This is a genomic window from Bifidobacterium longum subsp. infantis ATCC 15697 = JCM 1222 = DSM 20088, assembly GCF_000269965.1.
Classification (GTDB): Bacteria; Actinomycetota; Actinomycetes; order Actinomycetales; family Bifidobacteriaceae; genus Bifidobacterium; species Bifidobacterium infantis.
In genome coordinates, this window is the sequence record NC_017219.1 from 504,762 (window position 1) to 523,577 (window position 18,816).

Sequence of the window (18,816 nt, forward strand, 5' to 3'; positions counted from 1 at the left end):
AACCGAGCCCAGCAGAAAGGACATGTTTATGACCACTATAGAATGCGACAACCTGACGGTACGCATTGCCGGGCGAACAATTTTCGAACACGTCGACCTACATATCTCCGAAGGTGGTATGGTCGCCCTCACTGGCCCCAGCGGATGCGGAAAGACCACGCTGTTGCACACACTCGGTCTTCTACAGGAAGCGGATGGTGGACGACTTATGATCGATCGCGAAAATGTCACGCACGCGACAGCCAGAAGACGTAGACGATTCTGGCATGACACGGCCTCGTTCATCCTTCAGGACTACGGCATTATGGACGAGGAAAGCGTGGCTTTCAATGTCTCCATGCAGCTTGGACCATTTGGACAACGTGCGGGAGGGGACCGCAAACAGATACGAGAGGCTCTCAGAGCTACTGGACTGGCAAAAAGAACTCAGGAACCCGCGTCTCATCTCAGTGGAGGAGAAAAACAACGTCTTGGAATTGCGCGCGCTATATACAAGAACGCGTCTGTAATTTTCGCAGATGAACCCACCGCTTCTCTCGATGCGCATAACAGGCAAATCGTTATTGATTTGTTGCGGCACCGAGCTGATCAAGGGGCAATTGTGGTTCTTGCCACGCATGATCCCATTTTAGTCTCTGCATGTGACCAAAACTACCAAGTAGGCAATCATAACTAATCATTGATTGCTATACCTCGTGAAGTGGAATAGTGAAAACGCAAGGAGGAATGATGGTCCAGATAAACGCTGACGGTATGACGAAGCGCAAATCGCTGGCTAGGCGGGTGCTGTTATACGCTATCATCGCATTTATAACGTCGGCGCTCATTGCGGCTGTCTTGATCATGATTGGTCTCATTCCGCTGAAAAGAAATGGCACAAGTTTGCCGTGCAACGATTTGGCATCCTACCAAACAACGAAGCAGATATATGTCGAGAGCAGCGCAGCCATTGACAAACTCAAATCAGTAGGGAAAAGCGTTAAAGTGAACATTAAACACGCCGATTGCCCCTCCCGGATACAGGACAAAGGATATGTCGAAATTACATATGGAAACGATATCGAACGTGACAAAATCATGAAGATTCTTAATGATGATGGTTTGGGAATATATACTGTGCTTGTTCGACAGTAATTTTTAGTGAGGATATGAAAAAGGAATACTGAAGAATCAGTCACTATGCGCGCCAATTGACTTTTGCCTTGATTGGTAGTGTTTTTTCGGTTATTCGCTGTTTGTGGTGAGTGGTGGTCAGGCGGTGGTGACGGCTTTGAGGTCGAGTTTGCCGCAGGTCAGGTAGATCATGGTGGCGAAGTAGTCCGTGTTGCGGAAGCCGCGGGCCCGTCTCTTCACGTTCCGGATGACGCTGTCGGCGTCCTCGAGGACGGCGTTGGTGTACGGGTGCTCGAAGTATGCGACGATCTCGGCGAAGTGGCGGCGGATCGGACGGGCCGCCTCGTTCTTGGGCCACAGGCGTTCTGGTCCCAGCACGTCAACAGCTTTGCCGAGGTGCTGCTGCCACGCCACATGGGCGGCGACAGCATGGTCAACCCGCCCCAGCGGTTGGGTTACAAACGGTTCGGCAACGACATGCTGCTCGACTTCTACAAGGCCGAACGCGACGCCATCGAAGCAATCTGCCCCGGCAAGCCGTGGTACATGATGGAGCACTCCACCTCCGCCGTACAATGGAAGCCGTTGAACACGCGCAAGCGCGCCGGTGAACTTTGGGAGCTCGACGGCGTCCCCGCCATCACCAGTCACCCCCCCACGGCCAAGGCGCCGCCATCTACGTGGGCTGCGACCTTGGCCGCCACGACATCACCCACTTGCTCACAGAACTCAACACAACAGCCCCCTCCGACGAAAGGGCTCCCGACCAAAGGCCGGGTGGGGGAGAGATCAACGCCGCAACCACGACCGCAGCAGCCACGACTCATGACCCCCCGCATCCTGCACACCATCCGCCAATCCTCAGACGGCACCATCCGCTTCGGTTTCTCTCTGAACCGTTCGAAGCAGCCCGTTGCCGTCAACGGCATTGAGTAAGAGCCAATCATCGCCTGCCGGTGCGAACCCGGTCTAGACGATTTCATTGCCGGGAACGCCGGCCCCACCGGCTACGAGCTGGCCCGCAACGCCATTCTCATCACCAAAACCACGCTCTAGATGAGTGTCCAACCGGCTATCTCCGTTTCAAGGGGCTGATACACCGGTTGGGCAAATGTCTATCTCCGTTTCAAGGGGCTGTTGCAAAAGTAGACGCGGCCCCAAAATGGCTTAATGGCGTTGAAGCAAAGCCGTTTATACTTCCTCTTTCGCGGATGAAGAGCCCCTTGAAACGGAGGTAGATGTCCGGAAAGCCTCAGATCAGCCCCTTGAAGGCCGGATATGGCTCGAAAATGGTGCCATGTGGTCCTAAAATAGGTGAGTCGATGGTCTTTCAGAGATGAAAACGAGGTATGCACAGTGGGGAAAGCCGAATCGAACACAAGTCGTACGGTCGGCGCGGTCAAGGCTGCTTCCACTGCATCCCCTGCCTCCGCCAAGCGTCGAGTCACCCTGCGCGATGTGGCTCAAACCGCTGGAGTGTCTCTCAAAACCGCTTCAAACGTCATTAACGGTTCCGGCCGCATGACCGATGAAACCCGTGCAAAGGTCGAAGCAGTCGTTAAGGACCTCGGCTACCGCGTCAATGTGGCCGCCCGCAACCTGAATCGCGACCACACCGGTTTTATTACTCTTGCGGTGCCATCGCTCACTCCGCCGTATCTCGCTGAACTGGCCAATCGCACCATTGACGCCGCCCGTCAGCGCGACTACTCCGTATACGTCACCACGTATGCAGAGGGCTCGGCCAAAGGAGCGCGTGACCTGCTCAAGAACTTCAACTCCACTGTGTCAGACGGCATGATTCTCTCCATGAGCGAGGTGGAGGATATTTCGCCCGAAGACCTGAAGGTTGATTTCCCGCTGGTTATTGTCGGTGCCCGAACCACATGGGGTGTTGCCGACCACGTGACTCCGGACGATGTTGCCGCCGCAGCAACAGCGTCAGGCTACCTATACGATCGAGGTTCTTCTCGTCTCGCCGTAGTGGGCGCACGAGGCGATTATGATACGGCCGCTTTGTTGCAGGCTGTGGAAGGCAACGCACAACTGCGTTTGCGTGGTGTCATTGAAGAAACGCGCCGCCGTGGGCTTGAGCTGGATCCTCGTCTGATTGGTAATACCGCTCAGGATTGGACCATCGGCGCTGGCGCTCGTGTGACTCAGCGACTGATTGATTCCGGCGTGCCGTTCGACGGCGTGGTTGCCTTTAATGATCAGCTGGCCATTGGCGCATTGACCGCACTACGCACTGCCGGCTATGAGGTTCCCGCGCAGGTGCAGGTCATCGGCTTCGACAACAACGAGGAAGCCCCATACCTGCAAATTCCGCTTACCACCATGGATTCCAGGCTCGACTGGACCGCGCCCACCGCCGTGGACCGCATCCTCGGCCGTATCGCTGGAGACATTTCCAAGCCCGAACTGCTCACCGCCGAATCGCAAGTAATCGCCCGCGCCTCCACGCGCTAAACAACATTGTCGTAATGCTGGTGCTGTTGCACGAAGTCGTTGTTGTATAAATGTCCCATGGGGCGGTGATTTCCTCATGGGGCGGTAGCTGAGAATGGCTCTATTCTGCGGAAGATAAAATTTTACCGACCGCCCCATGGGCAAGTTACCGCCCCATGGGTGTACGGGTAAAGGCGGCCGAATCGCCTCGTGCCGCCCCCGTGGATATGCAAGTTAAAGAGCACCGGCAGCATGACTTAATGCACATAGAGCGTCCCCCGCATGGTTGTGCCACTGATGCCGGCCTGTACTGGGTCGGCTCAGGTGTCGATAACCAAGCTTTGTTCGATTTCGATGGCAAGGCGCTCGCCTCTCTGCCGACGTTCAAGTACATTCACACCGGTGCCGTCACCGATCATGTGTTCACCAAGATAGATCCAGTGGAGATTATCGCGACTGACTCGGATTCCATCGACGTGATCAAAGCGCAATTGCCGAGTGAGGCGGCTGCACACTATCAGGATGGGGTGGACGAGACCGAAACCGTGACCTGGCAATCCGCTGCGCTTGACTGGATTCGTGGCGCGGGCACATACACCATCACGGGCAACCTGCCTGCCGACGCATGGGGCAATGTGGACAAGGTCTCACTCGTCAAAAAGACCGAAACTCCGGTGAAGCCATCCACGGAGAACTTGGACAAGGCCGTGGCCGAATCCGGGGAAATCAATCGCGATGAGTACACCAACGAGTCGCTCGCCAAACTCGATCAGGCGCTTGCCGCCGACCAGTTCATGCTCGATTACGATTTCTCCGCTCCCGCTGATGCGGCGAAGGTTACCGTAACGCTCAAGTCGAATCCGAATGTTACTGAAACCTATACGGTTGCTGTTGCCTCTCGGGCCGAAGGTGGTTCCGGCAGCGGCTCGGACGGTGCGGGTAATGGCGGGGCTACTATCAATCCCGATACGGGCGAGGGTGATAAGACCAACGGTGCGAATGGCGACGAGATTACTGGTGTGCTGAGCAATACCGGTAGCGCGGTGACTGCCGTGGGTCTTGCGGTTGTCGTTCTCGGCGTGGCCGGTGGGGTCTCGCTTGCTTTGCGTCGTAAGTGCTCCTGATAGAGACTGATGCGGCATTATGATGCGGTTGCCGGCAACTGGCTGCCAGATGCCATCTGTCGGTTTTCGTCTGCTGGATGCCATCTGTCGGCTGTCGTTTATCGGTTGTTGGCTGTCAGATGCGTCTGTCTCGGCGCAGCGATGCGATTCTGTCCCGGTTCGTGCATCAATCGTTTGATGTGGGTACCAGGACAGAAATCACTGTCCTGGTTTGCGAAAACGGGTGTTTTTCGCGTACCGGGACAATTCCCGTTGCCCCGGTTTGCGTGTCAACCGTTCTACGTGAGAACCGGGACAGTATGTTGATTTCGGGATTGGCTGTATTCTGCTGATTCTGTTTGTCGGGGTATGTGGACTTTGGGGATTGGCTTGTCCTAGTTCTCGAAAATGGCCCGAAATTGCGTACCGGGACAACGATTTCTGCTCCGGTGTAAACGTCAATCGATTGACGCCTGTACCGGGGCAAATTCGCGCCCGGGAACAATAGGGCGAGGGCCGGTCGCAGGAGTAGAGCGTGATGTTGTCATGATTGCGCCCGGCTCTCCCACACGGAAGGCCGGGCACAATCATGCCGTTTGGTTGCAGCACCCGCACATCGCCTGCATAACCGTGTACAGTGGCGTGTAGTTGCAGTACATGAAGGAGCATCGCACATCATGACCAACGGGCACATCAACCCCGCCAACGTGCCGGACATCGCCTTGAAAGACGGCCATTCCATTCCGCAGGTCGGCCTTGGCATCCTACGCATCGACGACGAGGGTGTGGTCCCCGTCGTCGAATCCGCGCTGGAAGCCGGCTACCGCCACATCGACGGTGCGGCCGGCTACAACAACGAAGCCGGCGTGGGTCGTGCGCTCGCCGCTTCCGGATACAACACCGGTGCCAAGCGCGAGACCCTGTGGGTTACCGCCAAGCTGCGCGACGAAGGCATGGCACGTACGCTCGGCGTATGCAACTTCATGCCCGCCGATCTGAAGCGTCTGCACGAGGAGACCGGTGCATGGCCGGCCGTCAATCAGATTGAGCTGCATCCCACGTGGCAGCAGCGCGAAGTGGTGGCGTTCTGCAAGGAGCACGGCATCGCCGTGGAGGCCTACTCGCCGATGGCGCGTGGCGCCGACCTCAACGCCGGCGACGGTACCATCGAGAAGATCGCCGCCGCCCATGAGGTCAGCCCGGCCCAGGTGATTCTGCGTTGGCACATCGAAAACGGCACGATCATCATCCCCAAGTCCGTGCATGCCGACCGCCAGAAGGAGAATCTCAATCTGTTCGGCTTCGCCCTGACCGCCGACGAACATGCCGCCATCGACGCCCTTGACGGCCCCACCCGCGCCGGCCACGACCCCCTCACCTTCACCTATGCGTGATTGATGGCACGCCGTAACGCCCACTTTCGCCGTCGTTTCAACGCCTCCGGGCCGCTGGAGCGCGTGCTGATTCTCATCGTTCTCGCCGCAGCAATCGGCGTGACCATCGGCCTGTTACTGCCGCAGGTCAGCTCCGACGCGGCCAAAATCACCGGTGGCTACACTGCCACCGGTTCAGCCGCCGACACTTTGAACGCGCTCGCCGTAGACGACAACCAAAGCTCCTCCGGCTACGACCGCGATTCCTTCGGTTTCCGCACCACCGACGCCGACGGCAATGGCTGCGACGTACGCGACGATGTGCTCGCCCGCGATCTCACGGACATCACCTACAAATACGCCGGTTCCTGTGTGGTCGAGTCCGGCACACTGGCCGATCCGTACACCGCTCAGACCATCCATTTTGTACGTGGCCGCGCCACCAGCGCCCAAGTGCAGATCGACCATGTGGTGGCCCTTGAAAACGCTTGGCAATCCGGTGCGCACGACTGGTCCACTGCCAAACGCCATGAATTCGGCAATGACCCCTACAACCTGCTGGCCGTCGACGGCCCGGCCAATCAGGAGAAGGGTTCGGCTTCCGCCGCCTACTGGCTACCCACCAACGCCGACTACCGTTGCGACTATGTGGCCCGCCAGATTGGCGTCAAAGACAAGTACCAGCTCACCGTCACCTCCCAAGAAAAGGACGCCATGCTCGCCGTCCTCCACACCTGCCCGGGCCAGGCCGTGCCCGCAGACGAATAAGAGGAAGGGTATCTCGCTTGAGAGAGGTACATTAGGCCATTCGCAGAGCGCTATCTGCTTTCAAAGCAGATAGCACTGTCAGCTACACATTTCATGAGCGAGTTTTCGGCGGTTTGTCGTATTCCATGAGCGAGATGGCGGGAAATGTCAGCTGCCAGTCCGCCAGTCATCCATCAATCGTCCGCAGATTGTCCGTCTGTTGACTCGGGAAACATGCCTGTGCTATAACTGCGCGCGGTATGAAGGGAACAGGTACAAACAATATGGCAGTAACACACACCGAAGCAGATGCCACTGCGGCAACCACTATGACGAACGCTGTGGCAGACATCGAACAGGAAACACCGGAAATCGAGAAGGAACGCCAGCTTGCCGGGGCCGGAGCAGGGACGAACAACAAGGAAAAGCCGCATGACCATGCGCTGGCCAGCATCCTTGGCCCCGCGTTCGTGGCGGCCGTGGCCTACGTCGATCCTGGTAATGTGGCGGCCAACATCACCTCCGGCGCACGATACGGCTACCTGTTGGTGTGGGTGCTGGTGCTCGCCAACGCCATGAGCGTGCTCATCCAGTATCAGTCCGCCAAACTCGGCATCGTGACCAACAAATCCCTGCCGGAACTGCTGGGCGAGCGTATGAGCGATGCCGGCCGCTTCATGTTCTTCATGCAGGCCGAGGTCATCGCCATCGCCACCGATCTGGCCGAGGTGATCGGCGGCGCCATCGCCCTGAACCTGCTGTTCGGATTTCCACTGTTCATCGGCGGTTTGGCGATTGGCGTAATCTCCACGGTGATGCTGTGGTTCCAAGGCGGCAAGACACAGACCACATTCGAGCGCATCATCATCGTGATGCTGCTGATTATCACATTCGGCTTCATCGCAGGCCTGTTCGTAGCCCCGCCGAACCCCGACGAAGTGGTCAAAGGCATGATTCCACGCTTCCAAGGCGCCGACTCGGTGTTGATGGCCGCCTCGATTCTGGGCGCCACCGTGATGCCGCACGCCATCTACCTGCACTCCACGCTGGTGAACGACCATTACGCAGGCGGCGAAAAGCCGTCGATCAAAACGCAGCTGAGAGGCTCGAAAATCGATGTGGCCTGGGCGCTGTTGCTGGCCGGCACCGTGAATCTGGCGATGCTGGTGCTCGCCGCCAACTCGCTGCATGGCATGTCTGGCACGGACTCCATCGACGGCGCACAGCGGGCGATCACGCAGGTGCTCGGCCCGGTGATCGGCACGATCTTTTCCATCGGCCTGCTGGCTTCGTCGCTGAGCTCCACATCGGTCGGCACGTACGCCGGCTCGGAAATCATGCACGGTCTGCTGCACGTTAACGCCCCGATGTGGGCCTGCCGCGTGGTCACGCTGGTGCCGGCACTGATTGTGCTGTGGTTCGCCAAGGACCCGACTCAGGCGCTGGTCATCGGCCAGGTGGTGCTTTCCATCGGCATCCCGTTCGCCGTGATTCCGCTGATGCGATACACGCATAACAAGGAACTCATGGGCAAGTGGGCTGATGGAACCGTCAAGCACGTGATCTTTATGATCGTCGTGGCGCTGATTGTGGCGTTGAACGTGCTGCTGATTGTCCTGACGCTAATGGGCAGGGCGTAATAGACTCCAGCTGAAATCCTGCGATAGCACAACATAATAAGAAGCCCCGGTGTTGGAAACCGGGGCTTCTTATTATGTTAAGAATGGTTGAATCTGCCGTCAGTTCGCAGCCATACGCCGCGCACGCCGTTCGCGCAGCGCGCGCAAGGAAATAATGTCTCGCGTACGACCGGCACCGTCGCCCTTGACGCCGAAGAACACCATCAACACCATTACCAGACAGATCATTGCGGAGATGCGCAGCGCCCATTGAATGCCAAAAATCGAAGCGGCGACGGCGGAGGCGCCGCCCCGCTTATGCAAAGCGGCAAACGTTTCCATCAGAATCACCAACACGGGTGCGCCCACAGCGCCCGCAATCTGACGCGCGGTATTCGTCACCGATGATCCGGCGGACACTTCGCTCGGCCCGTTCAGGCAATTCAGTGACCACGTGGTAATCGGCATCAGCAGGAAACCCATGCCGATCTGACGGATGAACTGGCAGATCGATACCCACCAGATCCACGTATCCATCGCCACCAGCGACATGCCCAAGGTGCCAAGGGTCAACACAATCGAACCGAACAAAGCCACGGGTCGTGCGCCGAATCGATCCATCGCACGGCCGCCGAAGAACTGGGAGATGCACTGACCGATAGCGCCCGGCAGCATGATCAGACCACTCATCGTGGCAGAATACCCACGGTCGGTCTGGATATAGAGCGGCATGATGACCAGAATCGAACTGAACGCGAAAAATGCCAGCGACGCGGTAATGGTGCCGATGGTGAACGAACGGTTCTTCAGCACTTCCAAGTCCAGCAGCGGCGGCTGGGGGAGTGCCGACTTGTCCTCGGCTACGGCCTCGCGATACCGCTTGCCAGCGCGCAGGTTACGCAGCACGAACCAGACAATGCCAATCAGGCCCACTGCCATGGGCCCCCACGTTACCGGTGCGGCGAACCCGTAGGCCTCCGAATTGGTGAAGCCGAACATCAGCCCGCCAAAGCCAATCACCGACAGGCTCACCGAGAAAAAGTCCGCGCGGGCAGACGGGTCATGCGAGCCGAAATTATGTAGTCCGAACATGGCCGCCACCAGCGAGACCACGCCAATCACGGTCATGGTCAGGAAGATGGAACGCCAGCCATTGACGTCGGTCTGCCAGCCGCCCAAGGTGGGGCCGATTGCCGGAGCCACGCTCATGGCCATGCCCACGGTGCCCATAGCAAAGCCGCGTCGGGACAGCGGGTAGATCGAGAACACCGTGATCTGCAGCACCGGCCACATCACGCCCGTGCCGGCCGCCTCCAGCACGCGGCCGAGCAGCACGAAGAGGAAGTTCGGGCCCAGCCAGGCCAGCAGGGAGCCGATCGTGAACACCGCCATCGAGCAGATCACGATCTGTCGGGTGGAGAAACGACGGGTCAGGAACGCGGTCAGCGGTACCATAACGCCCATGACCAGCTGGAACACGGAGGTCAGCCACTGGCCCGTGGTTACGGAAATATGGAATTCCGAAACGATGATTGGCAGCGCCGAGCTCAGCTGCAGCTGCGTAAAGTTGCCGACGAAGGTAATAAAGGTCAGGATTGCGATGGAAACAAACGCGGCATGACTCAGCTTGCCGTCAACGTATGATTCCTCTTGGCTCAGCACTCGTTGCAGTTCGCCACGACGGTTCTTGATTCCGTTCTCTCCAGCCACGCACACTCCACTTCCGTTGCTCGGCCTGATGGCTTTGGGCGGTGTCGGTTGGCATGTTCGGCACTGGTTGTGCCTGCGGCGCGTGCCGGTATGCTGGTTTCGTTTTTTCTTCTTCTCGCATACCGACTTACGTGCCGACGTGAGGCAAATGTATTCGGCGACCGTCGTTATTTTCTTGTGCTTGGCCGGGCAGCCTGACAAAAGCACCCCAATACGTTATACCTAGGGGTGGTCCAGGTGGCTGGGTGGCTCAGTAAGGACTGTTGCCAGCCGAATTCTAAAACAATCTAAAACAATCTAAAAAGTTCTAAAAGAGCTTCATCATTCCGAGATATCCAATGTCATACGAATATATGCCGCATGTTCTCTGAGGTATTCACGAAGGTACAGGATGGCGAAATCGACTTTCCCGTATCCACGATCCTCGATTACCTGCGCCTCAATGAGGCGCGTGCGGTAGATGCTGGCGTATTTCACGTCCTGCCCATGCGTTCGGCAACGGTGGAGGTGGAAGAAGGTCCGTCATCTTGCGCCATTGCCAGAAGATAGGTTTTATCGATGGGCGAAAGCCCATCCAGTTCCGGTCCGTGGACTGTGTCTCCCAGATGACTGAGCGCATCTTGGACCCCGGCTTCAGCATCTTCCACTGAGACGGTAATGGCTGTGTCGTGCTTGTGATTCCGAGCGATGATTCGCCAAATATGATAGCCGACAAGCTGAATCATGAAAGGATAGCCTGCAGTTGCTTGTGTAGCGATCCGCAAGGGTTCCCCTTCTAGAATCATTCCGGTTTCCTGGAATGTGTCCGCCAACGCATGAGAGACTTCGGCCAGATCGACGTCGCTCAACCGCTCCGGTTGTGCACGTCGTAGGAAGGTCATTACGTTATCATTAAGCCATTTTGAGGACATGGAAGGCAACCCGGCAAACACAAAAGCCAGATTTCTGTCTTCACTGGTCAGATGTTGTACTGCGGTGGCGATGGCGACCATGTCTGCCCGAGTGGCGGCTTGGGCCTCGTCCATGGTCACCAGAAGACCGTTGCCATGCTTTTCCAGCTCGTCGAGCCGCAGACTCATGGTTTCGCGGAGTGTCAATGGCATTCGGTTCTTTTCATAATGGACTCCACCAAGACTGCCTCCCACGTTCATGACACTGATAGATGGTTCGAACGAGAAACTGAAATTCCCCTTTCGCGGCTGCAGCTTGTCCACTAACCGTTGCGCCATGCCGTCTGATGCGGTTTCGCTGATGGTTTGCCATCCTCGTTTTTCTGCGATTCTCCGAAATTCAGCGAGCATTACGGTTTTGCCTACGTCCCTAGCCCCGGTGATCCTCATCAAACGTCCAGGTGCGCCTGATCCGTTGTCTAGACCTTCTTCGAAGTCGGCGAGCACCATATCTCTTCCAATGAGAACGGGTGGAAGATGCCCGGCGCTGGGCTTAAACGGATTGATTCTGGTGCTGAGCATGTATCCTCAATTCTCAAGAATCTCAGGGTTCATGAATTATAGCAAAGTCACATACGAAAGAGAACGCTCATGAATTGTTTGCGGTGGTGGTGGACGTGGACTATGTAGGCAAACAGCAGTTAAAGAACCTGTTGAAGCAGTTTGGGAATGGTGTGCAGCTTCGTCCGACTTATCTTGTCAGCTCCGGCAAGGGGGTACATCTTTATTATTTCTTGCAGGAGCCGGTTCAGTTGTATCGAAACCGGGAAGAAGTGCTTGCGGAGCTGAAAGAAGCTCTTATCCGGCGGCTATGGAGTGATACCAGCTCTATCCGTCCGGACAGCCCGGATATAATCGGAATTTATCAAGGTTTCCGGTGTGTGGGGAGTCAGTCGAAGCTGGGTGTAGATTTCCCAGTAAAAGCCTATAAGCTGTCAGAGAACCGTTACACGCTGGAGGATATAAAAGCCAGCATACCGAGCTGTAAGGTAGACCTTGCTCCGTTGTACGAGAAGCCGAGAAGAAAAAGTACCGTTACGCTGGAAGAAGCAAAGGAGCTGTACCCGGAATGGTATGAGAAGCGGATCGTGCAAGGAGAGCCGAAGCAGAAAAGTAAGAAGCAGGGTGGTACGTGGGTATGTAACGAAGCTTTATATGAGTGGTGGAAACGGAAAATAACCGAAGAAGTGAAAGCCGGAGGGCGTTATTTTTCTATTATGGCGTTGTGCTCTTATGGCTTAAAGTGCGGCATATCCGAGCAGAAGATACGTAGAGACGCCTATGCGTTCCTGGATCATTTAGAGAGCCTTACTGAGGACGAGGACAACCATTTCAGCCGGGCAGATGTGAAAGACGCTCTCCGGGCATTGAAAGGGGACAGAAAAAGGCTGTCAACGATAGCAAGCCGGGAATGGATAGAGGATAACACAAAGGTTACGATACCAGCAAATAAGCGAAATTACAGAAAACAAGAGGCTCATTTATATCTTGCAAGGCGAAAAAAAGAGGATATGAAAGTTATAGGTGAAGTAGTAAAAGAGGGCAGACCAACAGCAGAGCGGACAGTCAGAGAATGGCAGGAGAGCCACCCGGCAGGAAAGAAAGCGGACTGCATCCGAGAGACAGGACTTGCAAAGCATACTGTTTATAAGTGGTGGAAAGATATAAACAATGAAAATATATAGGGAAAAAGGAGTTATTAAATAACTCTTTTTTCCCTATTGTCTATTGCTGAAGATTTGAGGAAAAATGAAGGAATTTTGATAAAAAAAGATAATTCATCAAATATATTAAAGCCAAGGTTATTATTCCAATAATGATGCTAATAGGCAATATTTTTTTTATAAATAGTGTTGCAAGAGACGTTCCTAAAAGAAACGCAGATCCATATGGGATAACAATATTCAACATAAAAATTTTATTATGTTTTTTTCGTAAGGTTGATTGATTATAAATTGATTTTAGAATGTGGCTAAATAAATACAAACATAGTATATTTAGTAAAATAAAAATAATCAAAAAACCAATGATGGAAAGTATATGATGCTTTTGTATAAATAAAAGTAATTCTATATGTTGTATTTGAAAGTTATCAATACCAACTAAAGAAAAGTCTGAAAATCCAGTTTCGTCAGATATAGACTTTATATTTTTTAAAATTTGTGATTCCTCAACAAATGGTAGTAAATCACAATTTATCATAGCAAAGTATAATAATGATTCAAATTGAAAATTAGTTTTGTCCACTTCCCAAAGAGTGGAAGGGTAAGGAATAAGCATATAAGTATTCAAAGTGATATTAGAGGTATTTTTATAATTTATAGAACAATCTGTTTCTATAAATCCGATAACTTCAAAATTAGTATTTTTACTATAATAATTTCCGGTAATTATGTCTCCGATTTTATAAAAAGATTTATATTCAGAACCCAATAGAACAGGAATCGAGTCATCTTTATATGAAATACTATTCCATGCAATTCCGGAATTTCCCTCAACTTTTATATTATAAAACTCATAGGCTTTTTGATTAAGTTGTAACGCTTTTATATTTATTGTAGGAGACTGACTATTATCAATAAATTCATCAGAATTATAATAAAAGCGTTGGTCTCCATTAAAGTCATCTATATCTACAGCGATAGCCTGATTGAATGAGGTTAAAACATCGAAGTTACTTGATGCATTTAATGTGTTATAGAAGTTTGCTAATATATTTATGTTTTGATTGTCTGTTCTAAAATTATAAAATTCATCTGGATCATAAAAATTGTCAACCATTTTGTAAAAATCATTTTGTGATGAAAGTGTTTTAAATACACCATTGCTTTGCGGAATAGAAGCAATGAAAGGAACAAATATACCTGACAAAGTAAAATATATAGAGAAAATAATAAAAGAAAATAATGTTATAAAATATTTTTTAGTGTTCATAGAAGACTCCTTAAAAAGAATATAGTAAATTTAAAAAGCTTATCATAGGAAACATATAAAAGTCAATACCCGTTGTCTAAATGAAAGTGCAACACCCGTTAGATTGGAAATTGCCTAGAAAACCAGTCCGAAGGGATGTCGCACCTATGGGAGAAGTATATTCGCACCTGTCGGAAGAGGAACGCCAGGTCATCCAGATCGAGGCAGGCAACGGCGCCAGCATACGCGGGATCGGCGCGATGCCGGGCCGCAGCCCGTCCGGCACCAGCCGGGAGATCAAGCGCAACACATGGTTCCCGTCCAACGAGAACGAGTCGTACCGCCCGTACCGGCCGAAAAGACTGAAGACGGGGCCATGGACCGGCCGCTACCACATCGCCGGGCCCGCGCAGCGCAAGGCCGACCGCAGGAGATCCAAGCCACGAAAGCCCTACCGGCTGTCGCACGACCGCCTGTGGGCGCGGGTGGCCGAATGGCTGGGCCGCGGCTGGTCGCCGCCGCCCGTCAGCGGCAGGCTGCGCGTCCTGTGGCCGGACGATGCGCTCATGCGCGTGTGCCCGGAGACCATCTACCGATGGGTCTACTCCAGCAGGCCGCTTCGGGAACGCTGGGCGCGGTGCCTGCCGCGAGGGCACAGGCGGCGCCGCAGGCACGGCGGCAGGAGGACGTCGCGCTTCCCGATCCCCGGCCGAGCGCCCATCTCCGAACGCCCGCCGGAGGCCGACGGCAGGAGCGCGTTCGGCCATTGGGAGGCCGACAGCGTCATCGGAGTGGGATGCAACCCGCACACCGAGGTGGAGAGGAGGACCAGGTTCCTCATGGCCCGCGTCGTTCCGGACAAGACCGCCGGCGAGAGCGTCGGGGCGCAGCCGGACATGTTCTCGCCGCTGCCGGCCGGCGCGCGCGCCGGCGTCACGCACGACAACGGCACCGAGTTCGCCCACCACGAAAGGCTGCGCGACGGGCTGGGCATGGCCACGTACTTCGCCGACCCGTACTCCAGCCGGCGGCGGGGAAGCAACGAGAACGGGAACGGCATGATCCGCCGGTATCTGCCCGAACGCTGCGAGATACGGATGGACATGGCAAAGGAGGTCAGGGAGATCGTCGACGAGGCCGACAACCGCCCCATGCGCGTGCTCGGCTACCGCACGCCCGCCGAGGCGTTCGCCGACGAACTGCTGGAATTACAGGACCAACAAGGGTGTTGCACTTCTAAATAGACATCGGGCAATCTAAAAGGTTCTAAAAGGCTTCGGGGCAAACCTCGCATTTCCGAAGCGCCCATGCATGTCGTCGATTATGGATTCAGTAAGAGCATCATCGTATCCGCAAGGACGAAGAAGGACAGTACGGGGCCGTCGTCGGAGCGGCGGAGCAGGTTCGGCACCGTGACGCCGCGCTACGATACCGCGGGCAATCTCGTCGCCTGGCAGGTGCGCTACCCGGACCCGAAACGCCCGGGCAAGAAGGTCCAGCGGCAGTTCAAGCCGGACATGGAGCACGAGGCGCACCAGTGGCTCGAAGAGGAACGGCATCTGGTGGAACTGGACCGCAAGAACATCCAGGAATGGGTCCATCCGTCAGAACGCCGCCGCAGGAAGCGCGCGAGCCTTATCTCGTTCGAGGATTACGTGACCCGGTGGGCGGAAGGATACCGGCTGCCGAACGGCGAGAGGATAGCCGGCGGCACGCGCCGGAACCTGTATCTCGACATCGCGCACTTCATGCCGGGCTTCAAAGGCAAGCTCCTGACCGTGCGCCACTCCGTCAACAGAGGATATTCGGATCGCGGCTCGACGCGCATCGCCAGGACCAAGACCGACTCCAGCCGGCGCACCGTGCCTATCCCCGACGAGCTCGGCCACGTCAGCGAGAAGGTCGCCATCAAGCACTACCAGCGCATCGTCGCCCAGCACCGCAACCAGATCGTCAACCAACTCGCCGAAGATTTCATCAAAGCGGCTGTCGTATATGAAGAGCATAAATGAGACAACAGTGATACTGTTTAAAATACTATTAATAATCGAAATTCATTAACAAATATATGGATGCCGACGATGTGATGGGCATTTCGCGAATATTAAAATTGCCTCACTAAATTCGAAGTCTTCATAACTACTTTTGTTTTGAATTTGCGGTTGGTCTTCTTTTGGAAGGTCAACCGCAAATTCTAATCATATTCAATTCAATTCGATAACAGTATCTATTGCTGGTCTTTTTATAAGATTCTCTTATTTATCTCCCTGTATTATCTCCTTATCTTGTAATTTATGCACGCTTGCAATACTATATAAAACAAGTGCAACTAGCGCCATAAATCGAGTCCAGTTGGTATTGCAGATGATCAGCGCGAGAAGGATAAGAGCACAATATATTGTGGATCTAATCCAACGATAGTGATGCTTGTCGTTGATTTTAAGAGACTGTATTACCACCCAAATAAACGCACCGACTATAATTGCACCATTCAACCATAGGAGGAGTGATCTTCCTGTAGGGTCGGGGGTGTCTGAGACTGCAAAATTGCCGAACCAGCATATGCATGCACCTGTAAACAGTGCTTCGGGTGCCATCAGCATTTTTTGCGAAAACATCTCACGATGTCCTTTCTACTGGACACTGACTCCGGGCGGAATGGCTATCGTTAGGCAGATTCCCTTTCCGGTGGCTACGGCACGGGTGATTTGCAGAGCGAGATTCGCAAGATATGCGGCTCCTACAGCGGAAACAAGTATGCCGGCAATTGTTCCAGCGGGTCCTCCGACCATGGTGCCCAACGCAGTCAAGGCCGCTGCCAGCGCCTCGGGTCCTATGCCGGCCGCGACAGTTACTGCGGTAGCAATGCCTATAGTGAGATCCGAGTAGGAAATATACCATCCATCGCATTTCGCCATTGCTCCGGATGGAGAAGCGGGGACTCTCGCAGGTGAAGTGTCATCGGCATGAGTGACTCCTAGAACGGCATCTTGCAAGAATGTATATTGAGATTCCGAAAAACCGTATGCATTCTTAAGTTCGCTCTCATTCAAAGTAATGGTTAACTGATTGTTTACATATTTAAAATACGGGCCAACAGATACAATTTTATTCAAAGTATCTTGTTGTTCGTTGGTCAATTCAATAGGATTGGTTTGACATGTCGTTACATCGATAGGAGGTGAATTATCCTCGGCGGCCGTTGCGGTGCCCGTGAAGGCTGACATGCACAAAAAGATTGCAATAATACTGCTCAATATGCGCCTAAAGTATTTCATGATAATCTCCTTTGATTATTGTTTTAGGGAACCTTGTCCCAATTTAATTAAAGCATATAGTGCACATTCCAGGGCTCTATCATTGGTGGTTTTGTCATCTGAAGATGACAAAACCACCACAGCTTCTGTCATTTCTGGTATTGCCAATCTTCAATCGTATGCTCTCTCGGAATGCGAACAGTGCTACATACCCAATGTCTGATATATCAGAGGAAAAGCGTGAAACGACCCTGCTCGTGCTCAAGGACGGCACCCTAAGGAGATCTCATGGACAAGCTCGGCCACGTCAGTGAGAAGGTCGCCATCAAGCACTACCAGCGCATCGTCGCCCAGCATCGCAACCAGATCGTCAACCAACTCGCCGAAGACTTCATCAAAGCAGCGAACTAGTGTGCTCTTTTTAGGGTATCGTGTATAGATTATAGATTTCGTTTTGTGACAGCGGCTTGCGGTAAACTTGTCTCAAGTTTACCGCAAGCCGCTGTACTCAGAATCTAAAATTAAGTACATAAAAGCTTCAATTATCCATATTAGAGTATATTTAAACTGTTTAATAAATGTCACACAATGCCAATTGTGTCGAATTAACAGTTCGCATATATACGAATGATATATCCTTTTCGACCATTGCCTCCCAAAAGTGTTGGATTGAATAAAAGACAGATACTTAATACAAATTCACTAGTGTATTCATTAGCCACGGTATGAAGAGAACGAAGAAACATCCTATAACGGAAACAATAACAATCTTCATTATCTTTTTGAAATTCTGCTTATCCATGGTGACTCCTCAGAGAAGACCGAAACAGGCTATAACACCACCGACGTTGGCGGCTCCCATCGCAGCAACTGCTCCAATGCAGGCAGCGCAAACAGGTGCGGCAATAGGTTGTGCAGCACATGCAGTCGTGCAGGTACCAAGAATAATCCAGGCAACAGCCACATCGACCCCTAAAACAGCAGTCAGACAAGTGGCTGCCTCTCCCCATCCCTGAGTTTGCGGAAGACTGGCGTACTCATCTAACTTTTTTTGAATGTCTTCATTGGAGATGAAATCGAAGTCGCTGACTTGCTGATTAACCAAATCGCCGTTCATGTAAACCTGCATTAAAAACTTATTATTATCGGTTTTTGAAAGCAACTGCTCTGCGTAGTTGCTGATGTTCCAGCTAGAGTCAAAGACGGCGGTAATATTACTCAATATAGAGTAACGAGGATCCTGGATTTGAAGAGTTATTGAACGAAAAGTTCCGTTATCGGTGTCGAACTCTAGCAATGAAGGTTCGCTCCAGTTGAGTTTGACATCTTGATAATGTGTCTTTATATGCGCTGATTTCAATAGGGCTTTCGTGTTTGTGACTAATTTTGACCTTACCTCGACATCATGAATATCTTTTGCTTGACTTATTGTAGTTTTCGCTAATTCGCATTCAACATTGCACTGTGTTCTCGCTTCCGTTGCTGGCGAAGCGTAGGCAAAAGAAGCAAAATTAAATGACATAATAATGGTGCAAAGTGATGCAGCAACTCGTTTAGCTATAGTTTTCATTTTTCCTCCGTTA

Annotated in this window: 14 protein-coding genes and 4 pseudogenes; 12 read left to right on the plus strand and 6 right to left on the minus strand. The window is 53.1% G+C overall.

Annotation, left to right across the window (positions count from 1 at the left end; all coding sequences use genetic code 11):
* The first annotated feature begins 28 nt into the window (after positions 1-28).
* Both BLIJ_RS02250 and BLIJ_RS02255 read left to right on the plus strand, forming a co-directional pair.
* A complete protein-coding gene (locus BLIJ_RS02250; RefSeq protein WP_012576851.1) occupies positions 29-676 on the plus strand; it encodes an ABC transporter ATP-binding protein in 648 nt (215 codons plus the stop codon).
* Positions 677-726: 50 nt separating this feature from the next.
* A complete protein-coding gene (locus tag BLIJ_RS02255) occupies positions 727-1,134 on the plus strand; it encodes a hypothetical protein (protein ID WP_060620593.1) in 408 nt (135 codons plus the stop codon).
* A 117-nt stretch (positions 1,135-1,251) separates the two neighbouring features.
* Here the strand turns inward: BLIJ_RS02255 and BLIJ_RS02260 are convergent.
* Positions 1,252-1,452 (minus strand): annotated as a pseudogene (locus tag BLIJ_RS02260) (transposase); the annotation flags it as partial.
* Positions 1,453-1,473: 21 nt separating this feature from the next.
* Between BLIJ_RS02260 and BLIJ_RS15240 the strand changes: the two are divergent.
* The 6 genes and pseudogenes from BLIJ_RS15240 to BLIJ_RS02295 form a co-directional block, all read left to right on the plus strand.
* Positions 1,474-1,728, plus strand: a pseudogene (locus BLIJ_RS15240) (beta-galactosidase); the annotation flags it as partial.
* A gap of 834 nt (positions 1,729-2,562) precedes the next feature.
* Positions 2,563-3,582, plus strand: a complete 1,020-nt coding sequence (locus BLIJ_RS02270; RefSeq protein ID WP_041981689.1) for a LacI family DNA-binding transcriptional regulator — start codon at positions 2,563-2,565, stop codon at positions 3,580-3,582.
* A gap of 278 nt (positions 3,583-3,860) precedes the next feature.
* Positions 3,861-4,685, plus strand: a pseudogene (locus tag BLIJ_RS13305) (Ig-like domain-containing protein); the annotation flags it as partial.
* A gap of 656 nt (positions 4,686-5,341) precedes the next feature.
* A complete protein-coding gene (locus BLIJ_RS02285) occupies positions 5,342-6,058 on the plus strand; it encodes an aldo/keto reductase (RefSeq protein ID WP_012576857.1) in 717 nt (238 codons plus the stop codon).
* Between the two features lie 3 nt (positions 6,059-6,061).
* Positions 6,062-6,805 (plus strand): HNH endonuclease family protein, encoded by a 744-nt coding sequence (locus BLIJ_RS02290; protein ID WP_012576858.1) that lies wholly within the window; start codon positions 6,062-6,064, stop codon positions 6,803-6,805.
* Between the two features lie 263 nt (positions 6,806-7,068).
* Positions 7,069-8,424: an Nramp family divalent metal transporter gene (locus BLIJ_RS02295; protein WP_042988442.1), complete on the plus strand. Its 1,356-nt coding sequence runs from the start codon at positions 7,069-7,071 to the stop codon at positions 8,422-8,424.
* Between the two features lie 99 nt (positions 8,425-8,523).
* On the opposite strand, the gene BLIJ_RS02300 is transcribed toward BLIJ_RS02295, so the two are convergent.
* Together BLIJ_RS02300 and BLIJ_RS02305 are read right to left on the minus strand one after the other, a co-directional pair.
* Entirely contained in the window at positions 8,524-10,113 is a 1,590-nt protein-coding gene (locus tag BLIJ_RS02300) for an MDR family MFS transporter (RefSeq protein ID WP_012576860.1), read from the minus strand.
* A gap of 321 nt (positions 10,114-10,434) precedes the next feature.
* Positions 10,435-11,585, minus strand: a pseudogene (locus BLIJ_RS02305) (ATP-binding protein).
* Positions 11,586-11,668: 83 nt separating this feature from the next.
* Between BLIJ_RS02305 and BLIJ_RS02310 the strand changes: the two are divergent.
* On the plus strand, positions 11,669-12,748 hold the full coding sequence (locus tag BLIJ_RS02310; protein WP_014484594.1) for a replication protein: 1,080 nt from the start codon (positions 11,669-11,671) through the stop codon (positions 12,746-12,748).
* 40 nt (positions 12,749-12,788) lie between these two features.
* Here the strand turns inward: BLIJ_RS02310 and BLIJ_RS13310 are convergent, their stop codons facing one another.
* The gene (locus tag BLIJ_RS13310) at positions 12,789-13,997 is read right to left on the minus strand and encodes a hypothetical protein (protein ID WP_012576863.1); all 1,209 of its coding nucleotides are present in this window, start codon (positions 13,995-13,997) and stop codon (positions 12,789-12,791) included.
* Positions 13,998-14,143: 146 nt separating this feature from the next.
* Here BLIJ_RS13310 and BLIJ_RS02315 point away from each other — a divergent pair, with 146 nt between their 5' ends.
* Together BLIJ_RS02315 and BLIJ_RS02320 are read left to right on the plus strand one after the other, a co-directional pair.
* The gene (locus BLIJ_RS02315; protein WP_012576864.1) at positions 14,144-15,220 is read left to right on the plus strand and encodes an IS30 family transposase; all 1,077 of its coding nucleotides are present in this window, start codon (positions 14,144-14,146) and stop codon (positions 15,218-15,220) included.
* A 63-nt stretch (positions 15,221-15,283) separates the two neighbouring features.
* On the plus strand, positions 15,284-15,988 hold the full coding sequence (locus tag BLIJ_RS02320; protein WP_012576865.1) for a site-specific integrase: 705 nt from the start codon (positions 15,284-15,286) through the stop codon (positions 15,986-15,988).
* Between the two features lie 621 nt (positions 15,989-16,609).
* On the opposite strand, the gene BLIJ_RS02330 is transcribed toward BLIJ_RS02320, so the two are convergent.
* Positions 16,610-17,254: a hypothetical protein gene (locus BLIJ_RS02330; protein ID WP_012576866.1), complete on the minus strand. Its 645-nt coding sequence runs from the start codon at positions 17,252-17,254 to the stop codon at positions 16,610-16,612.
* 267 nt (positions 17,255-17,521) lie between these two features.
* Here BLIJ_RS02330 and BLIJ_RS15140 point away from each other — a divergent pair, with 267 nt between their 5' ends.
* Positions 17,522-17,644, plus strand: a complete 123-nt coding sequence (locus BLIJ_RS15140; RefSeq protein WP_014484597.1) for a hypothetical protein — start codon at positions 17,522-17,524, stop codon at positions 17,642-17,644.
* 400 nt (positions 17,645-18,044) lie between these two features.
* On the opposite strand, the gene BLIJ_RS02335 is transcribed toward BLIJ_RS15140, so the two are convergent.
* Complete coding sequence (locus BLIJ_RS02335; protein WP_012576867.1) at positions 18,045-18,803, minus strand: hypothetical protein; 759 nt, start codon at positions 18,801-18,803, stop codon at positions 18,045-18,047.
* Positions 18,804-18,816: the final 13 nt, after the last annotated feature.

Excerpts from the sequence above, each read along its gene's own strand:
- BLIJ_RS02295 (WP_042988442.1), top strand. The coding sequence starts at position 7,069 with ATGGCAGTAACACACACCGAAGCAGATGCCACTGCGGCAACCACTATG.
- BLIJ_RS02285 (WP_012576857.1), top strand. The coding sequence starts at position 5,342 with ATGACCAACGGGCACATCAACCCCGCCAACGTGCCGGACATCGCCTTG.
- BLIJ_RS02315 (WP_012576864.1), top strand. The coding sequence starts at position 14,144 with ATGGGAGAAGTATATTCGCACCTGTCGGAAGAGGAACGCCAGGTCATC.
- BLIJ_RS02330 (WP_012576866.1), bottom strand. The coding sequence starts at position 17,254 with ATGAAATACTTTAGGCGCATATTGAGCAGTATTATTGCAATCTTTTTG.
- BLIJ_RS15140 (WP_014484597.1), top strand. The coding sequence starts at position 17,522 with ATGGACAAGCTCGGCCACGTCAGTGAGAAGGTCGCCATCAAGCACTAC.
- BLIJ_RS02290 (WP_012576858.1), top strand. The coding sequence starts at position 6,062 with ATGGCACGCCGTAACGCCCACTTTCGCCGTCGTTTCAACGCCTCCGGG.
- BLIJ_RS02320 (WP_012576865.1), top strand. The coding sequence starts at position 15,284 with ATGCATGTCGTCGATTATGGATTCAGTAAGAGCATCATCGTATCCGCA.
- BLIJ_RS02335 (WP_012576867.1), bottom strand. The coding sequence starts at position 18,803 with ATGAAAACTATAGCTAAACGAGTTGCTGCATCACTTTGCACCATTATT.
- BLIJ_RS13310 (WP_012576863.1), bottom strand. The coding sequence starts at position 13,997 with ATGAACACTAAAAAATATTTTATAACATTATTTTCTTTTATTATTTTC.
- BLIJ_RS02250 (WP_012576851.1), top strand. The coding sequence starts at position 29 with ATGACCACTATAGAATGCGACAACCTGACGGTACGCATTGCCGGGCGA.
- BLIJ_RS02255 (WP_060620593.1), top strand. The coding sequence starts at position 727 with ATGATGGTCCAGATAAACGCTGACGGTATGACGAAGCGCAAATCGCTG.